This window comes from Mesorhizobium sp. M8A.F.Ca.ET.165.01.1.1, from assembly GCF_004792065.1.
GTDB lineage: Bacteria > Pseudomonadota > Alphaproteobacteria > Rhizobiales > Rhizobiaceae > Mesorhizobium.
In genome coordinates, this window is sequence record NZ_SRTH01000010.1 from 64,392 (window position 1) to 89,064 (window position 24,673).

The following is a 24,673-nucleotide window of genomic DNA, read 5'->3' on the forward strand; positions in this document are numbered from 1 at the left end:
AGGATGAGGCTGAGCGTGATCATGCCGGTCTACAATCGCGAGGCCTATGTCGGCGCCGCGCTGCGCTCGCTGCTCAGGCAAGGCGATGCCGCCGATCTCGACATCATCGTCATCGACGACGGTTCGACCGACGGCTCGGTCGAGGCCGTGCGCGCGATGATGGATGATCATTCCTGCATCCGGCTGTTCCGGCAAGAAAACATGGGGGTGACCCGAGCGCGCAACAGCGGGCTCAGGCAGCTCAAGCCCGAGGCGGAACTGGTGTCGTTCCTCGATTCGGACGACATCTCGCCAGCGGGGCGCTTCGGAGCCGATGTCGAGCTTTTCCGGAAGAATCCCGATCTCGACCTGACCTATTCGAGGATGATGCTGGTCGACAAAATCGATGATGGGACCTTGGAGCCCATGGCGGACAGCAACAGCATCACGGTTCGCGGCATTCACCTGTCGGCGGCGATCTTCGCGCGCCGCCTCGTCGCGCGGATAGGCGATTTCGACGAGGATTTCGTCCAGGCCGAAGATACCGACTACCTGCTGCGCGGTTTTGAGATCGGCCCCAGATACGTGCTTCCCGACACGGTCGCGCTCTATTACAGACGGCATGCGGGCAACATGACGAGGCAAGAGGACGTCCAGTCGCGGGAATTCCTGCGCGCTATCTACAAATCCATGAAGCGGCGCAAGGCCGACCCGTCGCTGCGGCCGATCGAAGGGATCTTCGAGCTCGACAAACTGTCAGATTGGCGTGCCCTGTGATGGACGGATACGGCGTCGTCATACCGGCCTTCAACGCCAGCGGCACCATCGCCGAGACGCTGCGATCGGTTGCGGCGCAGACGGTGCGGCCGGACCTGGTGGTGATCGTCGACGACGGATCAACCGACGATCTCGCCGCGGCGATCGGCGGAACGGACCTGCCGCTGCAATTGCTGCGCCAGGCAAATGCCGGACCGGGCAGCGCCACGACCAGAGGCATCGCCGCGCTGTCGACGCCGTTCATCGCGACGCTCGACGCCGACGACCTTTGGCTGCCGACCAAGATCGAGGATCAGCTTGCATATCTGCGAGGATTGCCCGGCACATCGGGCGTCTTCTGCCATTTGCGAAACTTCCGCAATGACCGGCCCGATGCACCCGAGGATGCGGTCGTGCCCGGCTGGTCGCGGACCACGATGCTGATCCGGCGCGAGGTCGCCGAGACCGTCGGTCCGGTTGTCGATCCGCCGGGCGGTCGCGGCGAAATGATCGACTGGATCGCGCGGGCACGCGAGGCGGGCCTTGCCTTCGACATGATGGAAGAGGTGTTGGCGCTGCGCCGCATCAGGCCCGGCAGCCTGTCGTACGGACGCGATGCGACGCGCGACCGCGGCTATCTCGAAGTGGCGCGGCTGGCCATGCTCCGACGGGTCCGAAACAAGACCGGCGCGGGCTGATGGCGCGCATCCGCCGCATCAGCCGCCGTTTCCCGGACTATGGCTGGCCCTGGCCGACGGGCGGGCTCGACCAGTTGCTCAAGGCCGCGCTTCTTGCCGACGACGACGCGGCCGCCGGTTGCGCGATGGAGTGGCTGAGCGCCAACGACATCGATCTCGTCTCCTTCAGGGAGCATCGGCTGCTTGCCGCCATCTGCGACCGGTTCGGCCGGAAATTGGCCGGCCATTCCGCCTATCCACGTCTTGTCGGTCTGCAAAAGATGCTGTGGACCAAGTCGCGCATGGCGATGCGCGAGGCCGAACCGGCGCTGCAGGCGATGACGGACGCCGGATGCCTTGTGATGCTGATCAAGGGCGCCAGTCGCATTGCCTTGGACGCGTCGGCGCAGCGTGGCCGGGTGGCGCACGACATCGACATATTGGTGCGGCCGCAGGACATGGGAACGGCGTTCGACGTGCTGCGCGACCGCGACTGGCAGATCGCCACCGGGGTGAGCCCGCAATATCTGAGGACAAGACTGGCGTCGTTGCGGTCGATGAACTTCTTCAAGGGCAATTATGGCGACATCGACCTGCACCAGCTTGCCTATGACGGTTCCCAGCAAAGCGACGAGGACGACCAGGCGATCTGGCGGCGGGCGGCGGCGGCCGAATTCAGTGGTGTCGGCGTGCTGGTGCCGTCGCCGGCGGACCGCATCGCGCTGGCCATCGCGCATGGCGGGCTCGACGCCCACACGCACAGCGATTGGCTGGTCGATTGCGCGGTAGCCATTCGCGTCGGCGACGTCGACTGGGACGTGTTCCTCGACGTTGTCGCCAGGCGTGGCCTTGCCGTTGCCGCAGCGGTGGCGCTCTCCTACCTCGCGCTCGAAATAGGCGTGGCGGCGCCGGACAGGGTGCTGGCGCGCCTGCTTGAGATGGCCGACCGTACAGGCCTTTCGCGCTGGTCGGCCATGCTGCAAGCCAAGCCACGGACCGACTTCGGCAGGCTGGTCTGGTTGTCGCGCGGCTTTGCCAAGCAGTTGCGTCTGCGACGCAAGAGCGGCCGGCTTCGGCAGGAGCCGCCCGCCAGGGCATGGCGCGGAAAAGCATGGCGCGACGGGCCGGCCCGCCGCGAGCAGCCGGAAGCACCGTCGCCCCTGGTGTTCTCGCAGACCATACCTTGCCCGCCGACGGCAGGGGAGATGATGCTGGACATCACGGTCAGGATCAGCGTTCCGCCGGTCCGGCGCCGTATCGAAATGGAGATCAACCGGGGTGACGACCACGTCGCGCGTCTGCGTGCGATGGCCATCAGCCGGTCCGGTGGGGAAAGGGTGCTGCGCTTTCGCGGCAAGGTTACAGTCGACGGCCGGCAGCATGCCCTGACGCTGGAGGCGCGGCCGTCGCGGCAATTCCGCCAATGGGATGACCAGGCGACGGTCGCCGCCTATGGCGCATTGCCTTTCCATCTGGTCTCGGCGACCTTTTCGCCGCTGCGCTGAGATATCGGAGTTCACCCGCCAGGGTCGCGATGGCGGCACGAGCGGATCGAGCCCGATGGACACCCCGCGGAAGAGAGCCGAGGGCACGGCAATGGTTCACCGTGGCGATGATATCCGGCCGTCAGCTATCGTCGAGGTCACGCGTTCGCGAGCCCTTATGTCGGCAAGCATCCATGCCGACAGCGACAAGGGCACCAACACGCCGATGCCAAGCCCGATGCCGTTCACCAGATGAGCGATGGCAGGATAGAGCCAGACGAGCGCCAGGAAAATCCGGGGCATGCTGGCGCGCCTCGAAAACAGGTAGGCGACGGCAACGGCGAGACCGACGGTGTCGTAGCTGTAGCCGTACGGCGTCGCGACCGTTGCCAGCACGGCGGTGAGGACCACTCTTTCGCCATGCACGACCTGCCGCCGTGGCAACCAGACCCAGATGGCGGCGCAGATCGCGGCAATGGTCGCAGCGGCTTGCATCGCATAGGCCACTGTCAGCCCGGCGCCGCATGCGCGCGCCAGGAAGAACATGGTTGCGGCATTGGCCTGGTAGGGTTGGGGATAGGGTGCCTCCAGGATCGCCGTCATCAGGGGGCGGGTTTCGGTCCAGAACAGATGCCAGACGTCGAATCCGAGTGAGAGCCCGGTCAAAATGAACAGAGCCGCCGATGACAGAGCCGCTGCGGCGATGGCACGCCAGTTGCCGCTGGCCAGCAGGCAGAACGGCACCAGAATGCCCAGATGCGGCTTGATCGTCAGCAGACCGAACAGCAGCCCGGCCAGGATTGGCCGTTTTGGCGCCACGGCCAGTCCGCCAATGAGAAGAGCGGTGGTCAGGGCACCGTTCTGGCCGAAGATGGCGTTGATGAAGACGGCCGGACACACAAGGACGGCCGCTTCGGCCAGCTTGCCCAGTTTCAGCGGCCGCACCGCCAGCCAGAGGCAGAAGACGGTGCCGAAAGTCCAGATGAAATAGGCCGCAAAGATCGGCAGCAGCGCGAGCGGCACGCCGAAGACCAGGATGCTGGGCGGGTAGCTCCATTCCTGGTTGGGAAGATCGGGCGAAAACATCCGCCGCAAGGCCGCGCGATAGCTGTCGACGTCAAACAGCCAGGCTACATGGCCGTCGAGCGCCATGCGTCCGCCGGCCCACAGATTGGTGAAATCCCAATAAGGCAGCCGGTCACTGAGTTCGGAGAAGCCGTGCTCGTCGAAGGTCCACAAGGCAAGATGGTAGCGCAGTCCGATCAGGATTCCGGTGCACAGCACAAGTGCCGCGAAACGGAAATCGGATCGATTGCGGGCAGTCTGATCGGCCTGTGCCATTGCGCTGTTTCCAAGACCCTGTCCGCCTTGATAAGCGACGCGCGTTAAGATCGGCTTATGTGGAGGTCTCGCCGGGCTTCGTCACCCGCCGCAGCGTCAGATTGATCCTGCCGCCGTTCTTGAGCAGCGCGGAGGTCGAAGGGTAGATGCGGTCGACGCCATGGAAGGCAAGACGGCCCTCGCCGCCAAGCACGACGACATCGCCGCTTTTCAGCCTGAACGATTTGGTAGCGCCATCGCGCGTTGTCTGGCCGACCCTGAACAGACAGTCGTCGCCCAGCGAGACAGAGACGACGGGAGCCGAGAAATCGGCCTCGTCGCGATCCTGATGCAGGCCCATCTTTGCGTCGGGCGTGTAGAAATTGATCAGGCAGGCCTCCGGTGGATTCGGATAGCCCGACACCTGCCGCCACAGGTCGAGCAGGCTGTCGGGGATAGGCGGCCATGGCTCTCCGGTCAGCGGATGCGTCGGCTGGTAGCGATAGCCGCGTTCCTTGTCGGTGACCCAACCGAGCGGACCGCAATTTGTCATGCGCACGCTCATCTCCTTGCCGGTCCGCGGCATGGCCGGCACGAACAACGGCGCTTGCTGGACGATGCTCCTCACCTCCTCGACCAGCGTCTCCTGGACGGCGCGGGACAGATGGGCCGGCATGTGGCGGACGCCTTTGGGCAGAACGAGCATGGACTGGTTCACCTTGCTAATGTTCGGAGCCGCAAGATGCCACCATCACAGGCAGAGGGCGACCCGAAAGCCGTCGTCGTTTTTCACTGAAATTGCCCGGGCAGAACGCGCGGTGAATTCGTTTGCCCGATTGGCCAAAGGCGGTTGACGGGCACGATTGGCGTGCTGCTTAATCGTTCTCCACCCGACCGCGCAGCCTCTTCACTGTCGATCGCCCGGCCTTGGTCTTGAGCCGCCGCTCGACCGCGCCTTTCGACGGCCGCGTCTTCTTGCGCGGCGGCGGCGGTGGTTCGGCGGCCTTGGCGACCAGTGCCGTGAGCCTGGCCCGCGCATCGGCGCGGTTCTGTTCCTGGGTACGGAAGCGTCCGGCCTCGATGACGATGACACCGTCCTTGGTGGCGCGCTGGCCGGCAAGTTTTATGGTCCGCTCGCGCACACGGTCCGACAGGCCCTCGGCGTTCTGCGCGTCGAAGCGAAGCTGCACCGCCGTCGCCACCTTGTTGACGTTCTGGCCGCCGGGACCGGACGAGCGGATGAAATCCTCGTGCAAGTCGCCCGGGTGGATCACGGCCTCGCCTGAGATGATGATGTCGTCGTCGATCGGCATGCCGCAGTCATGGCGCGGCGGACCGAAAAAGAAAAGGCCCGATCGAAACCGGGCCTTCACTGGTGCCACGCGGCAATGATGCTGAGCGGCTTGGCGATTACTCCGCCGCTTCCTGCATGCGAGGTGCTGCCCCCAGCACCACGGCGTCGACATGGCTTTCGAATTTCTCGAAATTGACGGCGAACATGCTGACCAGCCTTGCCGCCTGCCGGTCGTAGGCCGCCTTGTCCGCCCAGGTTGAGCGCGGGTCGAGAATGGCGCTGTCGACGCCCGGCACCGCCACCGGCACCTCGAAGCCGAAATTGGCGTCGGTGCGGAAAGCGCCTGCCTTCAGCGAGCCGTCGAGGGCGGCAGCGAGCAGCGCGCGCGTCGCCTTGATCGGCATACGCTTGCCGGTGCCATGCGCGCCGCCGGTCCAGCCGGTGTTGACCAGCCAGCAATCGGCGCCATGGCGGGCAATCAGTTCGCGCAGAAGGTTGCCATATTCCGACGGATGGCGCGGCATGAAGGGCGCGCCGAAACAGGTCGAGAAGGTCGCCTCGGGCTCGGTGACGCCTTTTTCGGTTCCGGCGACCTTGGCCGTGTAGCCGGAGAGGAAATGATACATGGCCTGCGCCGGCGTCAGCCGGGCGATCGGCGGCATCACGCCGAAAGCGTCGGCGGTCAGCATGATGATGTTCTTCGGATGACTGGCGCGCCCGGTCTTCGAGGCGTTGGGGATGAAGTCGAGCGGATAGGCACAGCGTGTGTTTTCGGTGAGCCTGCCGTCATTGAAATCCGGCACTGCGTCGGCATCTAGCACGACATTTTCCAGCACCGTGCCAAAGCGTTGCGTGGTGGCGAAGATCTCCGGCTCGGCTTCCACCGACAGCTTGATCGTCTTGGCGTAGCAGCCGCCTTCGAAATTGAAGATGCCGTGCGGGCCCCAGCCATGCTCGTCGTCGCCGATCAATGTGCGGGACGGATCGGCCGACAGCGTCGTCTTGCCGGTGCCCGACAGGCCGAAGAAGATGGCGGCATCGCCGGCCGGTCCTTCATTGGCCGAGCAGTGCATCGGCATCACGCCCTTCTCCGGCAGGAGGTAGTTGAGCATGGTGAACACCGACTTCTTCATCTCGCCGGCGTAGGAGGTGCCGCCGATCAGCACGATCATGCGGGTCAGGTCGACGGCGATCACCGTTTCGGTGCGGCTGCCATGGCGGGCGGGATCGGCGCGGAAGGACGGCAGGTCGATGATCGTCATGCCGGGCACGAACTGTTCGAGTTCGGCCGCGTCGGGACGGATGAGCAGGTTGCGGATGAACAGCGAGTGCCAGGCAAATTCGGTGATCACCCTGGTGGGCAGCTTGAGCTCCTCGTCGGCGCCGCCGACCAGATCCTGTACATAGAGATCCTTGTCCTCGGCGTGGGCCTGGAAATCGGCGAGCAAAACGTCGAATTGAGCCGGCGAGATCGCCTTGTTGTTGTCCCACCAGACATGCGGCTCGGTGGCGCCGTCGCGAACGACGAACTTGTCCTTGGGCGAGCGGCCAGTGTGCTGGCCGGTCTCGGCGACGAGCGCGCCATGGGCGGTCAGCCGGGCTTCGCCGCGCCGGATCGCTTCCTCATAGAGGGCGGCCGCGCCGAAATTGTAGCGCACCATGCCGGAGGTTTTCAGACCGATACGATCGATCGCGCAGGCACGATTGCGTTTGCCGATTTCCGACATTGGAGACCTTTCTCAAGATTTGCCGCATCTTTGCCGGCGTATTTCCGGCACACCCGCCAAGCAGGCCAGCATGGTCAGAACCAGAAAAGCCAAATGATATCAAATCATTAATCGATTTAAATATTTTGAAAGTTGTTTAAATCGTTTATATATGCGAAAAGTTTCGTGGTTGCCCAAAGGATTGGCGATGTTCGTTCGTCCAATCCGTGTCGAGGTTGAATTGTGGCCGGCGGCACCCTTGCTCGTGACAGCGGACAAGGCCTACGCCACATTTTGTACCTAATTTGTCCTGCAAAAGCCCCTTCTCTACGAAAGAAGGGACAGCTCATGAGGGAGCCGCTTGAAATGGCAACAATCGCGCTTGTCGACGACGACCGCAACATTCTGACGTCGGTGTCGATCGCCCTCGAATCCGAGGGATATCGTGTCGAGACCTACACGGATGGTGCGTCCGCGCTGGAAGGCCTGGCGGCGCGGCCGCCGAATCTCGCCATCCTCGACATCAAGATGCCGCGCATGGACGGCATGGAGCTTCTGCGCCGGATGCGCCAGAAATCCGACCTGCCGGTGATCTTCCTGACCTCCAAGGACGATGAGATCGATGAATTGTTCGGTCTCAAGATGGGCGCCGACGACTTCATCCGCAAACCGTTCTCGCAGCGCCTGCTGGTCGAGCGGGTGCGCGCCGTATTACGCCGGGCCAGTGCCCGCGAGGCCGCGGCAAAAGCGCCCAGCCAGCAGGCTCGCTCGCTCGAACGCGGCCAACTCGTCATGGATCAGGAGCGCCATACCTGCACCTGGAAGGGCGAGCCGGTAACGCTCACCGTCACCGAGTTCCTGATCCTGCATTCGCTGGCGCAACGCCCCGGTGTGGTAAAAAGCCGTGATGCGCTGATGGATTCGGCCTATGATGAGCAGGTCTATGTCGACGACCGCACGATCGACAGCCACATCAAGCGGCTGCGCAAGAAGTTCAAGGCCGTCGACGACGACTTTGAAATGATCGAAACCCTTTACGGAGTCGGATACCGGTTCCGCGAAGCGTAAAGCCTAGGCAGGAGCTGCTATTCGATGGCAGTGGAAGCACAACGAAGCAGACCGGCGGCCGCTGCCAGGCGGCCGTCGCGCATCATGCCGTCCTTCGTGTCGAAATTCACGGTGCCTATGCGCCGATTCCTCGGCCACCATATCTTTTCCAGCCTGACGCGGCGTATCCTCTTCCTCAATCTCGCCGGGCTGGCGGTGCTCGTCACCGGCATCCTCTACCTCAACACCTTCCGCGACGGTCTGATCGACGCGCGCGTCGAAAGCCTGATGACGCAGGGCGAGATCATCGCCGGCGCCATCGCGGCGTCGGCGACGGTCGAGACGGATTCGATCAGCATCGACCCGGAAAAGCTGCTCGAGCTGCAGGCCGGCGAAAGCCTGGGACCCGGCTCGGACCAGCTCGACAATCTGGATTTTCCGATCAACCCGGAGCGCGTGGCGCCGGTGCTGCGGCGGCTGATCTCGCCGACCCGCACGCGCGCCCGCATCTATGACCGCGACGCCAACCTGCTGCTCGATTCACGCCATCTCTATTCGCGCGGCCAGATCCTGCGCTACGACCTGCCGCCGGTCGAAGAGGAAGAACCCGACCTTGTCGAGCGCGTCCAGAAATTCATCTTCGACTTCTTCCGCAACACCGACCTGCCGGTCTATCACGAACAGCCGGGCGGCAACGGCGCCGCCTTTCCGGAAGTGGTCAAGGCGCTGACCGGCAGCCCGTCGACCATCGTGCGTGTCTCGGAACAGGGCGAGCAGATCGTCTCGGTGGCGGTGCCGATCCAGCGTTTTCGCGCCGTTCTCGGTGTGCTGATGCTGTCGACCGAAGGCGGCGATATCGACAAGATCGTCGCCGCCGAACGCAAGGCGATCCTGCGCGTCTTCGGCATCGCGGCGCTCGTCACCGCAATCCTGTCGATGCTTTTGGCTTCCACCATCGCAAACCCGCTGCGCCGGCTGTCGGCGGCGGCCGTGCGGGTGCGCCGCGGCGTCAAGAGCCGCGAGGAAATCCCCGACTTTTCCGACCGCCAGGACGAGATCGGCAATCTGTCGATAGCCGTGCGCGACATGACCAACGCGCTCTATGCGCGCATCGAGGCGATCGAGAGTTTCGCCGCCGATGTTTCGCATGAGCTGAAGAACCCGCTGACGTCGTTGCGCAGCGCCGTCGAAACATTGCCCCTGGCGAAAAATGATACCTCGCGCGCACGTCTGATGGAGATCATCCAGCATGACGTCAAACGGCTGGACCGCCTCATCACCGACATTTCCGATGCCTCCCGCCTCGACGCCGAACTGGCGCGCGAGGACGCGGGAACCGTCGACCTGAAGAAATTCGTCACCGACCTCGTCGCTGTTTCGCGTGAAACGACGCGCAACAAGAAGGCGGTCGAGATCGAGCTCAAGGTTGCCAAGCTGCCACAGGGCGCCAAGGGCTATGTCGTCGTCGGCCATGACTTGCGCATCGGCCAGGTCATCACCAACCTGATCGAGAACGCCCGCTCCTTCGTGCCCGAGGATCATGGCCACATCAGCCTGTCTCTGGCGCGCGCCGGCAAGTTCAACATCCTGACCGTCGACGACAATGGGCCCGGCATCCGCGCCGACACGATCGACCGCATCTTCGAACGCTTCTACACCGACCGGCCGGCCGGCGAGGCGTTCGGCCAGAATTCGGGGCTTGGCCTGTCGATCTCCAGGCAGATCGTCGAGGCCCATGGCGGCACGCTGACCGCTGAAAACATTCCCGGCACCAAGCCCGGCGAGATCAAGGGCGCACGCTTCGTCGTGACGCTGCCGGCCGAGGGATGACCTTGGCCCTGATATAACCATGCCCGAAGCCGCCGCGCAGCCTGAAAACATCCACGGAACCGCGATCCTGATCGGCGATCGCGGCGTCCTCATCACCGGCCCGTCCGGGGCCGGCAAGACGACACTGGCGCTGACGCTCCTGGACCATTGCCGGGCGCGCGCGCTGTTCTCGCGGCTGATCGGCGACGACAGGCTGCTTGCCTCGGCACACGCCGGGCGGCTGGTCTGCCGCGTGCCGCCGACCATCGCCGGTCTCGCCGAGGTGCCTGGGTTCATGCCGCGCCCGCTACCATTCGAGCCGGGCGGCGTGATCGACCTGCATGTGCGGCTTGTGCCGAAGGCGGAAATGGCCCGTTTCCAGGAGGAACTCAGTGAGCCGGTCGCAGGCTGCCCGGTGCCGCGTATCGACCTTGCGGAGCGCAACGCCGCCACGGCCTTGCCGGCCATCATGGCGCGGCTGTCGATCGCGCCTTTTCTATGATCCGCCCTGGGTTTTTTGCTGCAATGCGTCAAAATGGCATGGGCCGGCGCAATTTTGGGCTTGTCAACGGGCCGCGCGTCGACAAGATAGCGCTCCCGCCGCCTGGATTGGCTGGCGAGCATAAAATGCGCCTGTGAAGCGGCGATGACGGGAGCCACCAAAGAATGATCGGACTCGTGCTTGTAACGCACGGTCAACTGGCCACCGAGTTCCGACATGCCGTCGAACATGTCGTCGGGCCACAAGACAATTTCGAAACCGTGGCGATCGGTGCCGACGACGATATGGAGCAGCGTCGCCGCGACATCGTCGACGCGGTCGCCCGTGTCGATACAGGGGCAGGTGTGATCGTGCTGACCGACATGTTCGGCGGCACGCCATCCAACCTGGCCATCTCGGTGATGGAGTCCGGCCGCACCGAAGTGATCGCCGGCATGAACCTGCCGATGCTGATCAAGCTGTCGTCGATCCGCAAGGGCGACAACATGGCGGCGGCGCTCGATGAAGCGCAGGCCGCGGGCCGCAAATACATCAATGTCGCCAGCCAGCTTCTGAGCAGCAAATGAACGCGATATTCCCGGAAAAAGACCAGATCGTCCGGGAGTTTCCGATCGTCAACCAGCGCGGCCTGCATGCGCGCGCCTCGGCGAAATTCGTCCAGCTCGCCAGCGGCTTCAACGCCTCTGTCCATGTCGAGAAGGACGGCGTCCAGGTCGGCGGCACGTCGATCATGGGCCTGATGATGCTGGCCGCCAGCCCGGGATACTCGATCCGCGTCACCGCCAGCGGCCCGGAGGCGCTCGAGGTCATGGATGCGCTGGAGCAGCTCGTCGCCTCCCGTTTCGGCGAGGAGTGCTGACCCCGAAATCAGCCCTCCGGGACATGCACGAATAAAGATTTCTTTATATCCCATTGTCGTGTGAAGCCTGATCTGCTAGTCAGGCCGGCAATTCGCGCCCTTGGAAATGTCTTCCGGCACGGGCGCATCCGCAAACAATTCGCACGCATAACAATTCGCATCGGAGTACTGCCATGACGGGTAGCAAGGACTATGTGGTCGCCGACATCTCGCTTGCCGGCTGGGGCCGCAAGGAACTCGATATCGCCGAGACCGAAATGCCGGGCCTGATGGCCTGCCGCGAGGAATTCGGCGCCAAGAAGCCGCTCAAGGGCGCGCGCATCACCGGCTCGCTGCACATGACCATCCAGACGGCGGTGCTGATCGAGACGCTGAAGGTGCTCGGCGCCGATATCCGCTGGGCTTCGTGCAACATCTTCTCGACCCAGGATCACGCCGCCGCGGCGATTGCCGAGGCCGGCATTCCGGTCTTCGCCGTCAAGGGCGAAAGCCTCGAACAGTACTGGGACTACACCGACAGGATCTTCCAGTGGGCCGATGGCGGCCTCTCCAACATGATCCTCGATGACGGCGGCGACGCCACCATGTACATCCTGATCGGCGCCCGCGCCGAGGCCGGCGAGGACGTGCTGTCCAATCCGCAGAGCGAGGAAGAGGAATACTTCTACGCCCAGGTCAAGAAGCGCCTGAAGGCTTCGCCGGGCTTCTTCACCAAGCAGAAGGAAGCGATCCGCGGCGTCACCGAAGAGACGACGACCGGCGTCAACCGGCTCTACCAGCTGCAGAAGAAGGGCCTGCTGCCCTTCCCCGCCATCAACGTCAACGACTCGGTGACCAAGTCGAAGTTCGACAACAAATATGGCTGCAAGGAATCGCTGGTCGACGGCATCCGCCGCGGCACCGACACGATGATGGCCGGCAAGGTCGCGGTCGTCTGCGGCTATGGCGATGTCGGTAAAGGCTCGTCGGCCTCGCTCAAGGGCGCGGGCGCCCGCGTCAAGGTCACTGAAGTCGACCCGATCTGCGCGCTGCAGGCGGCGATGGACGGTTTTGAAGTGGTCACGCTGGAAGATGCGGCACCGACCGCCGACATCGTCATCACCACCACCGGCAACAAGGATGTCGTCACTCTCGACCATATGCGCTCGATGAAGGACATGGTGATCGTCGGCAACATCGGCCATTTCGACAACGAGATCCAGGTCGCGTCGCTGCGCAATCTGAAATGGACCAATGTCAAGCCGCAGGTCGACATGATCACCTTCCCGGACGGCAAGCGGATGATCCTCCTGTCGGAGGGCCGCCTGCTCAATCTCGGCAACGCCACCGGCCATCCGAGCTTCGTCATGTCGGCGTCCTTCACCAACCAGGTGCTGGCCCAGATCGAGCTCTACACCAAGGGTGAGCAGTACCAGAACCAAGTCTATGTGCTGCCCAAGCATCTCGATGAGAAGGTCGCGCGCCTGCATCTCGACAAGCTCGGCGCCCGCTTGACCGAGCTGTCGGGCGAGCAGGCCGCCTATATCGGCGTCACGCCGCAGGGTCCGTTCAAGCCGGAACACTACCGCTATTAACCAAAGCCGAATTTGCTACAAGATATTGATGCCGGGCGATTGACTTTTCGCCCGGCTTTATTTTTGCGCCGAATGATTCTTCACGCCGATTCCAGCAGGCGCTATTGTTGTGATTCGCGGGTCCAGGGGCGAGGACCGGCGCACGCGTCAGGGCGGTCTTGCATTCAGGCGGCGAAGAGGACCAAGACATGCCGGGGGAAAACCCGCTTCACGCGGGACAGGCCGTTTCCGGCGGCCACGACGATTCGGGGATCATGGGCTCCGCCGCACGCGGCGAGCGCCTTTCCTGGCGCGCCCGTGCGGGATTGCTCCTCGCCGGCTCAGCTCTTGCCTGCCCCTTGGCGGGGGCGGTCGCGCATGCCCAGGCGGCCGGCGCCGCGGTGGCCGGTCTTTCGATCAGCACCGTCGAGGTCGTACAACTGGCGGTGTTCGTCGGCGTAACGGGTACGGCATTCCTGTCGGCCATCGTTCTCATCCGCGAACGGGCGCGTACCTCGGCGGAGAATGTCGAGCTGAGAAGCCGCGTCGCCGATGTCAGCGCGGCATTGCGGCGTTCGGAAGCGCTGCTCAATTTGCGCGACCAGCGTGTCGTCGTCTGGGCCTCGGAAAACAAGAAGCCCGAACTCATCGGCACATTGCCGACCGAAAGCGGCGCGCCGGAGGAACGGGCCGCGTTCCTCGCCTTTGGCCGCTGGCTGATGCCGCGTTCGGCGGCGGCACTCGAACATGCCGTGGCGGGTTTGCGCGAAAAAGGCAGGCCGTTCGACCTGGTGATCGAATCCCAGGCCGGCGCTCCATTGGAGGTGCATGGCCGCAAGAGCGCGGCCCATGTGCTGGTGCGGTTTGTCTCGCTGTCCGAGACGCAGCGCAGCCAGGCCCGGCTCAAGATCGACAACCAGCGGCTGGCCGCTGACCATGACACGATGATCGGCCTGCTCGAAGCGCTGAAGATGCCGGCATGGCTGCGTGACGAGCATGGCCGCCTAAAATGGGTCAACCGGGCCTATGCCGACGCCGTCGAAGCCGAGAGCGCGGAAGCCGCCGTGCGCGACGCCAAGGAGTTCCTCGGCGGCCAGGCGCGCGACGCCATCGCCACGCAGCACAAATCGCATCCGGTGTTCGAGCAGTCGCTTTCGACGGTGATCGAAGGCGACCGCCGCGTGTTCGCCGTGACCGATTTTGCCGGCGCCGACGGTTCGGCCGGCCTTGCCTGCGACACCAGCGCCATCGAGGCCATCCGCGGCGAATACGAGCGGACTGTGCGCAGCCACGCCGATACGCTCGACCAGCTCAACACCGCGGTCGCCATCTTCGACACCGACGAGAAGCTGCGCTTCTTCAACCAGGCTTTCCAGAAACTGTGGGGGCTCGACAGCGGCTTCCTGCACAGCGCGCCCGACAACGCCCTTTTGCTCGACCGCCTGCGCAGCGAGGGCAAGATCGCCGAACAGCCGGAATGGCGCCGCTGGAAGGAAGGCCTGCTCGGCGCCTACCGCGCCGTCGAATCGCAGGAGCACTGGTGGCATCTGCCGGACGGCAAGACGATCCGTGTCGTCGCCAATCCGCAACCCAAGGGCGGCGTCACCTGGGTGTTCGAGAACCTGACCGAGAAGATGGATCTCGAAAGCCGCTACCGCACCGCGGTTCGGGTCCAGGGCGAAACGCTCGACAATCTGGCGGAAGGCGTCGCGGTGTTCGGCCCCGACGGCCGGCTGCGCCTGTCGAACCCGGCCTTCGCCACGCTGTGGGGGTTGGACGCGGAAGCCGCCAAGCCCAATGTGCACGTATCGGCCATACGCGAGCTCTCCGACCGACAAGCGGTCGAGAGCCCCTGGCCCGGCTTCGTCGCCGCCATCACCGGCTTCGACGACGAGCGCCGCGACCGCCACGGCCAGACCGAGCTCAACAACGGCACCGTGCTGCGGTACGCCGTGATTCCGCTGCCCAACGGGCAAGTGATGATGACCTTCGTCGACGTTACCGACAGCGTCCACGTCGAACGCGCGCTCAAGGACAGGAACGAGGCGCTCGAGAAATCGGACCAGCTCAAGAACGAATTCGTCCAGCATGTGTCCTATGAACTGCGTTCGCCGCTGACCAACATCATCGGCTTCACCGAGCTGCTGTCGCTGCCAGCAACCGGCCCGTTGACGCAGAAGCAGCGCGAATATGTCGAGCATGTCGGCTCGTCCTCCTCGGTGCTGCTGACCATCGTCAACGACATACTGGACCTTGCGACCGTCGATGCCGGCATCATGCAGCTCGACATTTCCGAAGTGCATGTCGACCGCACCATCGCGGCCGCCGCCGAGCTGGTCGCCGACCGGCTGGAGGAGCATTCGATCCGGCTTGCGGTCGACGCCGCCGCCGCGCCGAAGACGTTCCATGGCGACGAAACCCGCATCCGCCAGATCCTCTACAATCTGCTGAGCAACGCCGCCAATTACGCGCCGGAGGCCAGCACCATCCGGCTGGCCTGCCGCCAGCTGGCGGACGGAGTCGAGTTCTCGGTTCACGACGATGGGCCCGGCATGCCGCCTGATGTGCTCGATTCGGTGTTCCGCCGCTTCGAGCCGCGCACCAATGGCGGCCGCCGCCGCGGCGCCGGCCTCGGCCTGTCGATCGTCAAGAGCTTTGTCGAACTGCATGGCGGCGCCGTTCGCATCGAAACCGGCAAGGACAAGGGCACGACCGTCATCTGCACCTTTCCCGACATGCCGGGTATCCGCGCAGCGGCCGAGTAGCGCGCTCGATGACGGAACCGGTGCTGGAGCGTTTGCTCGCCGACGAGACCCAGACGGCGCGACTGGGCGAGGATCTGGCGCTGGCGCTGCGCGTCGGCGACGTGCTGGCGCTAAAGGGCGATCTCGGCGCCGGCAAGTCGACGCTGGCAAGAGCGCTCATCCGAACACTGGCCGACGATGCCGATCTCGAAGTGCCGAGCCCGACCTTCACGCTGGTTCAGAGCTACGACACACGCATCCCGGTCCATCATTTCGATCTCTACCGCCTGTCCTCGGCGGCCGAGCTCGACGAGCTCGGCTTCGAGGAAGCATTCGCGCAAGGTGCCGCCCTCATCGAGTGGCCCGAACGGGCTGAGGGCTATCTGCCCAAGACGACGGTGCTGATCGAACTCGTCCAGCACGGCGAGGGCCGGCTGGCGCGCCTGTCGGGGCAAGGCGCGAGCTTCGACCGTGTGGCGCGCTCGCTGGCCATGCGCGGCTTCCTCGACAACGCCGGATGGGGGCAAGCGCGGCGCCGGCATTTCATCGGCGATGCCTCGGCCCGCTCCTACGAGATCGTCTCGCTTGCCGGCGAGGCGCCGCGCGTGCTGATGAATTCGCCGCGGCTGGTGCTCGGCCCTCCCGTGCGCGACGGCAAGCCCTATGCCGTGATCGCCCACACCGCGCAGTCGGTGTCGGCTTTCGTCGCCATCGACCGTGCGCTGCAGGCCGCCGGCGTCGCGGTGCCCAGGATCGACGCGCAGGATCTCGACCAGGGCTTCCTGCTGCTCGAGCATCTGGGCTCGGAAGGCTTTCTCGCCGGCAATGGCGAGCCAGTCGCCGAACGCTACGAGGCAGCGGCCGAACTGCTTGCCATGATGCATGGCAAGGCGTGGCCACATCGCATGGAGGCCGCTCCCGGCGTCGTTCATGACGTGCCGCCCTTCGATCGCGATGCCATGCTGATCGAGGCGGACCTGCTGATCGACTGGTACGTGCCGGCGATATCGGGCGGCCCGGCGAGCGACGCGCTGCGTTCCGGCTACCACAGGACATGGAACGCGCTTGTCGACCGGCTGCAAGGCAGCGAATACACGTTGATGCTGCGCGACTTCCATTCACCCAACATCATCTGGCGCGGCGAGCGGTCCGGCCTCGACCGGCTCGGCATCGTCGACGTGCAGGACGCGCTGATCGGTCCCGCCGCCTATGATGTCGCCTCGCTTGCCATGGACGCCCGCGTCACCATCCCGCCCGAGATCGAGAAGCGGACGCTTGCTGCCTATGTCGCGGCGCGTCACAAAGCCGGCGGCTTCGATGAAGCAGGCTTCCTCGAAGCCTACGCAATCATGGCCGCACAACGCAATTCCAAGATCCTGGGCATTTTCGTGCGCCTCGAAAAACGCGACGGCAAACCCTATTATCTCAAGCACCTGCCGCGCATCCGCGACTATCTCAGGCGGGCGCTGTCGCATCCCGCGCTCGCCGAGCTGCGGGATTTCTACGGCGCGCACGGGTTGCTGGAGGAACGAGCGCTGTGACAATGAGACCGGACACCGCCATCGTACTTGCCGCGGGGCTTGGCAAGCGCATGCGGCCGATCACCGACACCATCCCCAAACCGCTGGTTCGGATCGCCGGCAAGACGCTGCTCGACTGGGGCCTCGACAGCCTGGCCGCGGCCGGCGTCGGCACGGCGGTGGTCAATGTCCATTACCTTCCGGAACAGATCGTCGCCCATGTCGCCGCGCGCCGCGCGCCGCGCATCGTCATTTCCGATGAAAGCGACCGGCTGCTCGATTCCGCCGGCGGCATCGTCAAGGCGCTGCCGGAACTCGGCCAACAGCCGTTCTACATCCTCAACGCCGATACATTCTGGATCGACCACGGCCCGCTCAATCTCAGGCGGCTCGCCCTTGCATGGGACGCGGGGAAAATGGATATTCTGCTGATGCTGGCGGATCTCCATCAGGCGACAGGCCATTGTGGCAGCACCGATTTCCTGGTGGCGCCGGACGGCGCGCTGCGGCGTTCGAAAGGCGATCCTGCCGGCCTGATCTATGCCGGGGCCGCGATCATCCATCCGCGCCTGTTCAAGGACGCACCCGCCGAACCGCATTCGCTCAACGCCTATTTCGACAGGGCGATTGCCGGCGGCCGCCTGTTCGGCATGCCGATGCATGGCCACTGGATAACCGTCGGCACGCCCGACGCCATTCCGCTCGCCGAAGACGCGGTGGCCGGCGCACTCATCGGATCGCAATGAGCGGCTCAAGCCGCGTTTTCTCCATTCCCTCCGGAGCGCCGTTTCTGCCGACGCTGGCCGAGGCGCTGCTTGCCGGCCGGCTTGTCCCCGGGTTTCGTTTCGACGGCGATCCGCTCGCTCTGGCCGACGTCACCATCTATGTGCCGACGCGCCGTGCCGCACGTGCCCTGCGCGGCGTGTTCGTCGACAGCCTGAAGGCGCGTGGCGGCGGCGGTTCGGCGATCCTGCCGGTGATCCGTCCGCTCGGCGAATTCGACGAGGATGAAGCCTTGTTCGAGGCCGAGCCATCGGCGGCAATCGATCTGGCGCCGCCGATCGCCGCCACCGAACGGCTGTTGCTGCTGACGCCGCTGGTGCGGGCGTGGAAACGCCGGTTGCCCGCCCATGTCGCGGCGCTCTTCGCCGAGGAGATCGTTGTGCCTGCCTCCACCGCCGACGCGATCTGGCTGGCGCGCGATCTGACCGGACTGATGGACGAGATCGAGACGGAAGGCACCGACTGGGCCAAACTTGCCGGCCTGGTGAGCGGGAACCTTGCCGGATGGTGGCAGGTGACGCTCGAATTCCTCGGCATCGTCACCGATGCCTGGCCGAAATTCCTCGAAGAAAGCGACCGCTCCAACCCGGCAGCGCATCGCAGCGCCTTGATCCGCGCCGAGGCCGCGCGGCTGCGGCGCAATCCGCCCGCCGGGCCGGTCATAGCCGCGGGGTCCACCGGTTCCATCCCCGCCACGGCGGAGCTGCTTGCGACCATCGCCGGCCTCACCGGTGGCGCCATCGTGTTGCCCGGGCTCGACCAGTTACTGGACGAAGCCTCCTTCCAGGCGCTCGTGGCGCCAGGCGCGCGTCCAGCCGTGCTTGGCCATCCGCAATACGGCCTGGCGAAGCTGATCGGCAAGATTGGCGTGCTGCGCGGCGATGTCGAGGAGATCGGCGCGGCCGAGCCGAAGCTCGCGCTCCGCGCGGCCCTTGTCGGCGAGGCGTTGCGGCCGGCCGAGACCACCGAATTGTGGGCGGAGACGCGAAACGGGTTTTCAGCGTCCGATATTGCCGCCGCCTTCGCCGACGTGACGCTGCTCGAAGCGGCAAGCGAGCGCGACGAGGCCGTCGCGATCGCGGTCGCGCTCAAGCAGGCCGTAGAAGAACCCGGCCAAAGGGCCGCTCTCGTGACCGGCGACCGCGCGCTGGCGCGCCGCGTCAGTGTCGAGCTCAAGCGCTTCGGTCTCGTTGCCGACGATTCCGGCGGCACGCCGCTTTCCAACACGCCGGCGGCCAGCCTGCTCAGGCTGGCGCTCGAGGCGGTGTTCCGGCCGGGAGATCCGGTCGGCCTGTTGTCGCTGCTCAAGCATCCATTGCTCGGCCTCGGCCTGGAACGCGGCGATGTGCGCCACGCGGCGGAATTGGTCGAACTGGTGGCGCTGCGCGGCGGCACCGGCCGCCCCGACATTGCGTCGCTGCCGGACCTTTTCGAGGCCCGCCTCACCGGCCTTGGCGATGACAGCCGGCCGCCCTTCTGGTTTGCCCGGCTGACCGTGCGCTCCATCGAAGGCGCGCGGAATTTGCTTGAACGTCTCAAGCAAGCGCTGGCGCCGCTTTCAGCCTTTCGCGGCCAGGCGGAAGCCGGCCTTGCCGCGCTGGTCGAGACCAGCGTCGTTGCCCTGGAGAATCTCGGCAGTTCCGCCGATGGCGGCCTTGGCGAACTCTACGCCGGCGATGCCGGCGAAAAGCTCGCCGACCTTTTGCGCGGGCTGGTCGCGGCTTCGGCGCCGCTGTCGTTCGCGGCAATCGAATGGCCTGACGTGATGCAGGCGCTGATCGCGCCCGAGACCGTCAAGCCGGCGCAAGGCACCGACAGGAACATCGCCATCTGGGGCGCGCTGGAAGCCCGGCTGCAGCATGTCGACACACTGGTCATCGGTGGGCTCAACGAAGGGGTCTGGCCGCGCAAGCCGGAGAGCGACCGCTTCATGTCGCGGCTGATGAAGACCGGCATCGATCTCGAACCGCCGGAGCGGCGCATCGGCCTCGCCGCGCATGACTTCCAGATGGCCATGGGTGCCAGGAAGGTGCTGCTGGCGCGCTCGGCGCGCGCCGGCGACGCGCCCGCCGTGCCGTCGCGCTGGTTGCAGCGGCTGCTCACCTTCATCGGCAACGACCAGGCGACAGCGCTGCGCCGGCGCGGCGATGAATTGCTTGCCTGGGCACGCGCGCTCGACACAGGGCCGAAGCGGGATTTCGCGCCGCGGCCGCAGCCGAAACCGCCATTGCCGGTTCGCCCGGGCCATTTCTCGGTTACCGAGATCGAGACGCTGCGCCGCGACCCCTACGCCATCTACGCCCGAAGGATCCTCGGCCTGATGCCGCTCGATCCGCTCATCCGTGATCCGGGCGCGGCCGAGCGCGGCACGCTGTTTCACGCCATCCTGCATCTCTTCTCCTCCGAGGTGGCCGACCCGCGCGCGCCGGACGCGCTGGCCGGGCTCATCGCCGCCGGCCGCGCCTGTTTTGCCGAGGCGGCGCTTCCGGCCGATGTCGAGGCCGTGTGGTGGCCGCGTTTCGAAAAGCTCGCCGCCAACATCATCGAATGGGAGCGCACGCGCGCCGATGCGGTGGTCCAGCGGCATGCCGAGGAGAGGGCTGGGAAAACCGTCGTCGGACAGTCCGGGGTGACGCTGTCCGGTTACGCCGACAGGGTCGACCTGCTGGCCGGCGGCATGGCCGACATTCTGGACTACAAGACGGGTTCCTCGCCTTCGAAGGCGCAGGCGCATACGCTGCTGGCGCCTCAACTGGCGCTGGAAGGCGCGCTGCTGAGGCGTGGCGCGTTCAAGGATCTGGGGATGCGCGAACCGTCGCAACTGGCCTTCATCAGGCTGAAGCCGAATGGCGAGGTGTTCGAAGAGTCCATACTCGAACACAACCGCCAGCCACGCACCGCGGCCGATCTCGCCGAAGAGGCCTGGGCGCGGCTGGAAAAGCTGCTGATCCATTATGCCGACCCGGCGACCGGCTATCTGTCGCGCGCGCTGCCGTTTCGCGAAGGCGAAACCGACGGCGACTACGACCACCTCGCCCGCGTACTCGAATGGTCCGCCGGCGGAGACGCCGGGGACGAGGGCGGAGAGGCATGAAGAAAGCCTATCCGATCCCGACCGACACGGCTTCGAGCCAGGCCCGCGCCGCCGATCCCGGCAATTCCGCCTGGGTGTCGGCCAATGCGGGATCGGGCAAGACCCATGTGCTTGCCCAGCGCGTCATCCGGCTGCTGCTCAACGGCACCGACCCGTCGAAGATATTGTGCCTGACCTATACGCGCGCCGCGGCCGCCAACATGTCGAACCGGGTTTTTTCCACGCTGTCGGAGTGGACGACGCTTGGCGACGCGGAGCTGGCTTCCAAAGTCGGGGCGCTGGAGGGGCGCCGGCCCGATCGCGATACCATGCGCAGAGCCCGCCGCCTGTTCGCCGAGGCCCTGGAAACGCCTGGCGGGCTGAAGATCCAGACGATCCACGCTTTCTGCGAATCCGTGCTGCATCAGTTCCCGCTGGAAGCTAACATCCCCGCCCATTTCGAAATGCTCGACAGCCAGATGGAGGCCTCGCTTTTTGCCGCCGCGCGCCGCGAGATGATCTCGGCCGCCGGCGACAGGGCCCTGGCCGAGGCCTTCGCCACGGTCCTGGAGCGCGGCGGCGAAGCTGGTCTCGACGCCCTGCTCGGCGAGATCGTGCGCAAGCGCGACGGGTTGCGCGATTTCCTCGATGCCGTCGGGCGCGACGGCTTCCAGCCCTTGTTCGATGAGTTCCATTTCCGCCCCGGCCAGACCGCCGAAGGCATAGCGGCGTCGATATGGCCGCTGCCCGGCTTCCTGCCGGACTATTTTGCCGGCTTTGTCCAGGCAGCCGAAGCCACCGACGCCAGATCGGTGCTGAACAACATCCTGCCCTATGCGCGCCAGGCTTTCGCCGAGGGCGATCCCGTTCGTCGGCTGCAACTCCTGGCAAGAGCCTTCCTCAAGACCGATGGCGATCCCTATGATCCGGCAAAGGCCTTCAAGAAGGCGCTGGCCGACCGGCTGCCGGACCTTGCCGAGCGCTATCTCTCGGCGGCCGGCGCCATCGTGGAGACCGTCGACCGCCTGGCGCTGTTCCGGATGCTGGAAGGCACACGTGCGGCGCTCACCATCGCCGACTGGCTGATCGCGCGCTACGAAGTGCTGAAGCGCAGCCGCGGCTTTCTCGACTTCAACGACCTGATCACCCGCACGGTGAACCTTCTGGCGCGGCCCGATGCCGGCCCATGGGTGCAGTACAAGCTCGACCAGGGTATCGACCACATCCTGCTCGACGAGGCGCAGGACACCAGCCCGGATCAATGGGAAGTGGTGAAGAGGCTGGCGGAAGAATTCTTTGCCGGCTTCGGTGCGCGCGATCGGGTGCACCGCACGGTCTTTGCCGTCGGCGACGAGAAACAGTCGATTTATTCCTTCCAGGGTGCCGCCCCGGACTCCTTCGCCGACAGCCGGCTGTTGTTCGCCGGGCGGGTGCGCGAGGCCGATGCATCCTTCGCCGACCTCAAGCTGACCTGGTCGTTCCGCTCCACGGACGATGTGCTGGCCGCCGTCGACCGCGTCTTTGCCGATCCGACCGTGCGGCGCGGCATCAGCCACGACCCCGATCCGCTGGACCACAAGGCGATCCGCACCGATGCGCCGGGCTATGTCGAGGTGTGGCCGTCGATCGGTGCCGAGGCCGTCGACGAGCCCGACGACTGGACGCAAGCGATCGACCATGCCCATGCGCCGGCGGTGCGCGTCGCCGAGCATGTCGCGGCCACCATTGCCGGGTGGATCGGCATGGGCGAAATCATCGAGGGCCGTGGCAAGCGGCTGCAGCCGGGCGACGTGCTGGTGCTGGTGCGCAAGCGCGACAGCTTCGTCCACGCGCTGACCCGCGCGCTCAAGCGTCGCGACATTCCGGTCGCCGGCGCCGACCGGCTGAGCTTGCCCGGCCATATCGCGGTCAAGGATCTGATCGCGCTCGGCCATCTGCTGATCCAGCCGCAGGATGACCTGTCGCTCGCCGCCGTCCTGCGCAGCCCGATCTTCGACCTGCCGGAGGAGAGGCTGTTCACGCTCGCCGCGCAGAGGCCGGCCGGCGTGTCGCTGGCGGCATCGCTGCGCCAGCAAGCCGGCGACGACGAAGCCCTCGCAAAGGTCGTCGCTCAGCTTGACCTCTGGGCTGATGAGGCCGCCTTCAAGCCGGTGTTCGAGTTCTATGCCGGCCTGCTGGCGCGCGATGGCGTGCGCCGCAAGATGGTCGCCCGGCTCGGGCCGGAAGCCGGCGATATTCTCGATGAGTTCCTGAGCTTCTGCCTTGCGGACGAGCGGACCGGCCTGCCCGGGCTGGAAGCCTTCCTGTCGACGCTGGAAAACGCCGGCCCCGAGATCAAGCGCGAGATGGATCAGACCCGCGACGAGGTCCGGGTCATGACCGTGCACGCCGCCAAGGGCCTGGAGGCGCCGGTGGTGTTCCTGGTCGACGGCGGTTCCGCTCCCTTCAGCGACCAGCATTTGCCGCGCCTGATGCCTTTCGAGGGATCGGGCAGGCATTGGGACGGCAAGGGCTATCTCTGGCGTTCGGCCAGCGACGTCGCCAACGGCTTTTCGAAAACGGCGGCTGCTCGCGCCCGCGAACTCGCCGACGATGAATACCGCCGGCTGCTCTATGTCGGCATGACGCGCGCGGAGGACCGGCTGATCGTCTGCGGTTATCACGGCAAGCGGGCGCCGAACACCGGAACCTGGCATTCGATCGTCAGCCGCGCGCTGATCGGTGCGCCGGAAAGCGAACAGCGTCCGCACCCCGCCGGCGGCGAGCCGGTGCATCGTTTCCATGTCACCAACTTGCCGCCGGTCGCGCCAGACGTCAGTGAACAGGCGCGGCAAGCCGATGCTTTCGGCCCGCTGCCGGCGACCCTGTTCCGGCCCTTGCCGCCTTTCGAGGACCTGCCGCGACCGTTGTCGCCATCGGGCGCCTCGGCGCTGATCGAGGAAGGCAAGGAAGCGGTTGTCGACAAGGCCTCGCCGGTGCTGGACGCCGATGCCGAGCCGGGTTTTGCGGTGATGCGCGGGCTCGCTTTGCACAAACTGCTGCAGATGCTGCCCGGCATTGCCGAGAGCGGCCGCCAAAGCGCGGCGGAGCGTTACCTCTCGCGAACGGGTGCGGGGTGGCCGCAAGCCGAGCGCGAAAGGGCCCTGGCATCGGTCATGGCCATCCTTGCCGATCCCGGCCTCGGTCAACTGTTCGCGCCGTCGTCGCGTGCGGAGGTCGCGATCATGGGCAGCCTGGAGGTCAAGGGCAAAATCCGCTCCATCTCCGGCAAGATCGACCGGCTGGCGGTGACAGCGGATACGGTTTCGATCGTCGACTACAAGACCAACAGGCCCGCACCCGCCTCCCCGGCCGAAGTCCCGCCGGCCTATCTGCTTCAGCTCGCGCTCTATCGCGCCCTGCTGCAGCCGCTTTATCCCGGGCGGGAAATCAAGGCGGCCCTCCTGTTCACCGAAGCGCCGAGGCTGATCGAGCTCCCGGCCCGGGCCATGGACGACGCCCTTGCCCGACTCACGGGAGCGTGACACAAGAACTGCTTGAAGAAGGGCGCGGCAACCACCACATTTG

The 24,673-nt window shown here is 65.5% G+C and carries 18 protein-coding genes; 14 read left to right on the forward strand and 4 right to left on the reverse strand.

Features of this window, described 5'->3' with window-relative positions; all coding sequences use genetic code 11:
* Positions 1-3: 3 nt before the first annotated feature.
* From EN808_RS23665 to EN808_RS23675, 3 genes are read left to right on the forward strand one after another with little or no spacing between them, the layout of a single operon-like run.
* Positions 4-756: a glycosyltransferase gene (locus EN808_RS23665; RefSeq protein WP_135862491.1), complete on the forward strand. Its 753-nt coding sequence runs from the start codon at positions 4-6 to the stop codon at positions 754-756.
* Entirely contained in the window at positions 756-1,433 is a 678-nt protein-coding gene (locus tag EN808_RS23670; protein WP_135862493.1) for a glycosyltransferase family A protein, read from the forward strand. The genes EN808_RS23665 and EN808_RS23670 overlap by 1 nt, the downstream gene beginning before the upstream one ends.
* A complete protein-coding gene (locus tag EN808_RS23675; protein ID WP_167531525.1) occupies positions 1,433-2,917 on the forward strand; it encodes a nucleotidyltransferase family protein in 1,485 nt (494 codons plus the stop codon). The genes EN808_RS23670 and EN808_RS23675 overlap by 1 nt, the downstream gene beginning before the upstream one ends.
* 96 nt (positions 2,918-3,013) lie before the next feature.
* On the opposite strand, the gene EN808_RS23680 is transcribed toward EN808_RS23675, so the two are convergent.
* From EN808_RS23680 to EN808_RS23695, 4 genes are all read right to left on the reverse strand, one after another.
* A complete protein-coding gene (locus EN808_RS23680; protein ID WP_245521005.1) occupies positions 3,014-4,237 on the reverse strand; it encodes a glycosyltransferase family 87 protein in 1,224 nt (407 codons plus the stop codon).
* 55 nt (positions 4,238-4,292) lie between these two features.
* Positions 4,293-4,922 carry an alpha-ketoglutarate-dependent dioxygenase AlkB gene (locus EN808_RS23685; protein WP_127275656.1) on the reverse strand — a complete coding sequence of 210 codons (630 nt, stop codon included), beginning with the start codon at positions 4,920-4,922 and terminating at the stop codon, positions 4,293-4,295.
* Positions 4,923-5,091: 169 nt separating this feature from the next.
* On the reverse strand, positions 5,092-5,529 hold the full coding sequence (arfB, locus tag EN808_RS23690; protein WP_127275655.1) for an alternative ribosome rescue aminoacyl-tRNA hydrolase ArfB: 438 nt from the start codon (positions 5,527-5,529) through the stop codon (positions 5,092-5,094).
* Between the two features lie 97 nt (positions 5,530-5,626).
* A complete protein-coding gene (locus EN808_RS23695) occupies positions 5,627-7,237 on the reverse strand; it encodes a phosphoenolpyruvate carboxykinase (RefSeq protein WP_135917027.1) in 1,611 nt (536 codons plus the stop codon).
* 345 nt (positions 7,238-7,582) lie between these two features.
* Here EN808_RS23695 and EN808_RS23700 point away from each other — a divergent pair, with 345 nt between their 5' ends.
* The 11 genes from EN808_RS23700 to addA all read left to right on the forward strand — a co-directional run bounded on the left by EN808_RS23700 (position 7,583) and on the right by addA (position 24,630).
* Complete coding sequence (locus EN808_RS23700; RefSeq protein ID WP_010912942.1) at positions 7,583-8,284, forward strand: response regulator transcription factor; 702 nt, start codon at positions 7,583-7,585, stop codon at positions 8,282-8,284.
* A 24-nt stretch (positions 8,285-8,308) separates the two neighbouring features.
* Positions 8,309-10,093 (forward strand): sensor histidine kinase, encoded by a 1,785-nt coding sequence (locus tag EN808_RS23705; protein ID WP_127275653.1) that lies wholly within the window; start codon positions 8,309-8,311, stop codon positions 10,091-10,093.
* A gap of 19 nt (positions 10,094-10,112) precedes the next feature.
* Positions 10,113-10,574: an HPr kinase/phosphorylase gene (locus EN808_RS23710; protein WP_135862503.1), complete on the forward strand. Its 462-nt coding sequence runs from the start codon at positions 10,113-10,115 to the stop codon at positions 10,572-10,574.
* A 164-nt stretch (positions 10,575-10,738) separates the two neighbouring features.
* Positions 10,739-11,140, forward strand: coding sequence for a PTS sugar transporter subunit IIA (locus tag EN808_RS23720; protein ID WP_010912939.1), 402 nt, complete (start codon positions 10,739-10,741; stop codon positions 11,138-11,140).
* On the forward strand, positions 11,137-11,433 hold the full coding sequence (locus EN808_RS23725; RefSeq protein WP_127275650.1) for an HPr family phosphocarrier protein: 297 nt from the start codon (positions 11,137-11,139) through the stop codon (positions 11,431-11,433). Before EN808_RS23720 ends, EN808_RS23725 begins: the two co-directional genes overlap by 4 nt.
* A 173-nt stretch (positions 11,434-11,606) precedes the next feature.
* Positions 11,607-13,007 carry an adenosylhomocysteinase gene (gene ahcY, locus EN808_RS23730; protein WP_127279621.1) on the forward strand — a complete coding sequence of 467 codons (1,401 nt, stop codon included), beginning with the start codon at positions 11,607-11,609 and terminating at the stop codon, positions 13,005-13,007.
* A 188-nt stretch (positions 13,008-13,195) separates the two neighbouring features.
* Positions 13,196-15,751, forward strand: a complete 2,556-nt coding sequence (locus tag EN808_RS23735) for a PAS domain-containing sensor histidine kinase (protein ID WP_135917028.1) — start codon at positions 13,196-13,198, stop codon at positions 15,749-15,751.
* 8 nt (positions 15,752-15,759) lie between these two features.
* Entirely contained in the window at positions 15,760-17,271 is a 1,512-nt protein-coding gene (gene tsaE / locus EN808_RS23740) for a tRNA (adenosine(37)-N6)-threonylcarbamoyltransferase complex ATPase subunit type 1 TsaE (protein WP_135917029.1), read from the forward strand.
* A gap of 2 nt (positions 17,272-17,273) precedes the next feature.
* The gene (locus tag EN808_RS23745) at positions 17,274-17,996 is read left to right on the forward strand and encodes a nucleotidyltransferase family protein (RefSeq protein WP_189524163.1); all 723 of its coding nucleotides are present in this window, start codon (positions 17,274-17,276) and stop codon (positions 17,994-17,996) included.
* Positions 17,993-21,127, forward strand: a complete 3,135-nt coding sequence (addB, locus tag EN808_RS23750) for a double-strand break repair protein AddB (RefSeq protein WP_135917031.1) — start codon at positions 17,993-17,995, stop codon at positions 21,125-21,127. The genes EN808_RS23745 and addB overlap by 4 nt, the downstream gene beginning before the upstream one ends.
* Positions 21,124-24,630: a double-strand break repair helicase AddA gene (gene addA, locus EN808_RS23755; RefSeq protein ID WP_135917032.1), complete on the forward strand. Its 3,507-nt coding sequence runs from the start codon at positions 21,124-21,126 to the stop codon at positions 24,628-24,630. The genes addB and addA overlap by 4 nt, the downstream gene beginning before the upstream one ends.
* Positions 24,631-24,673: the final 43 nt, after the last annotated feature.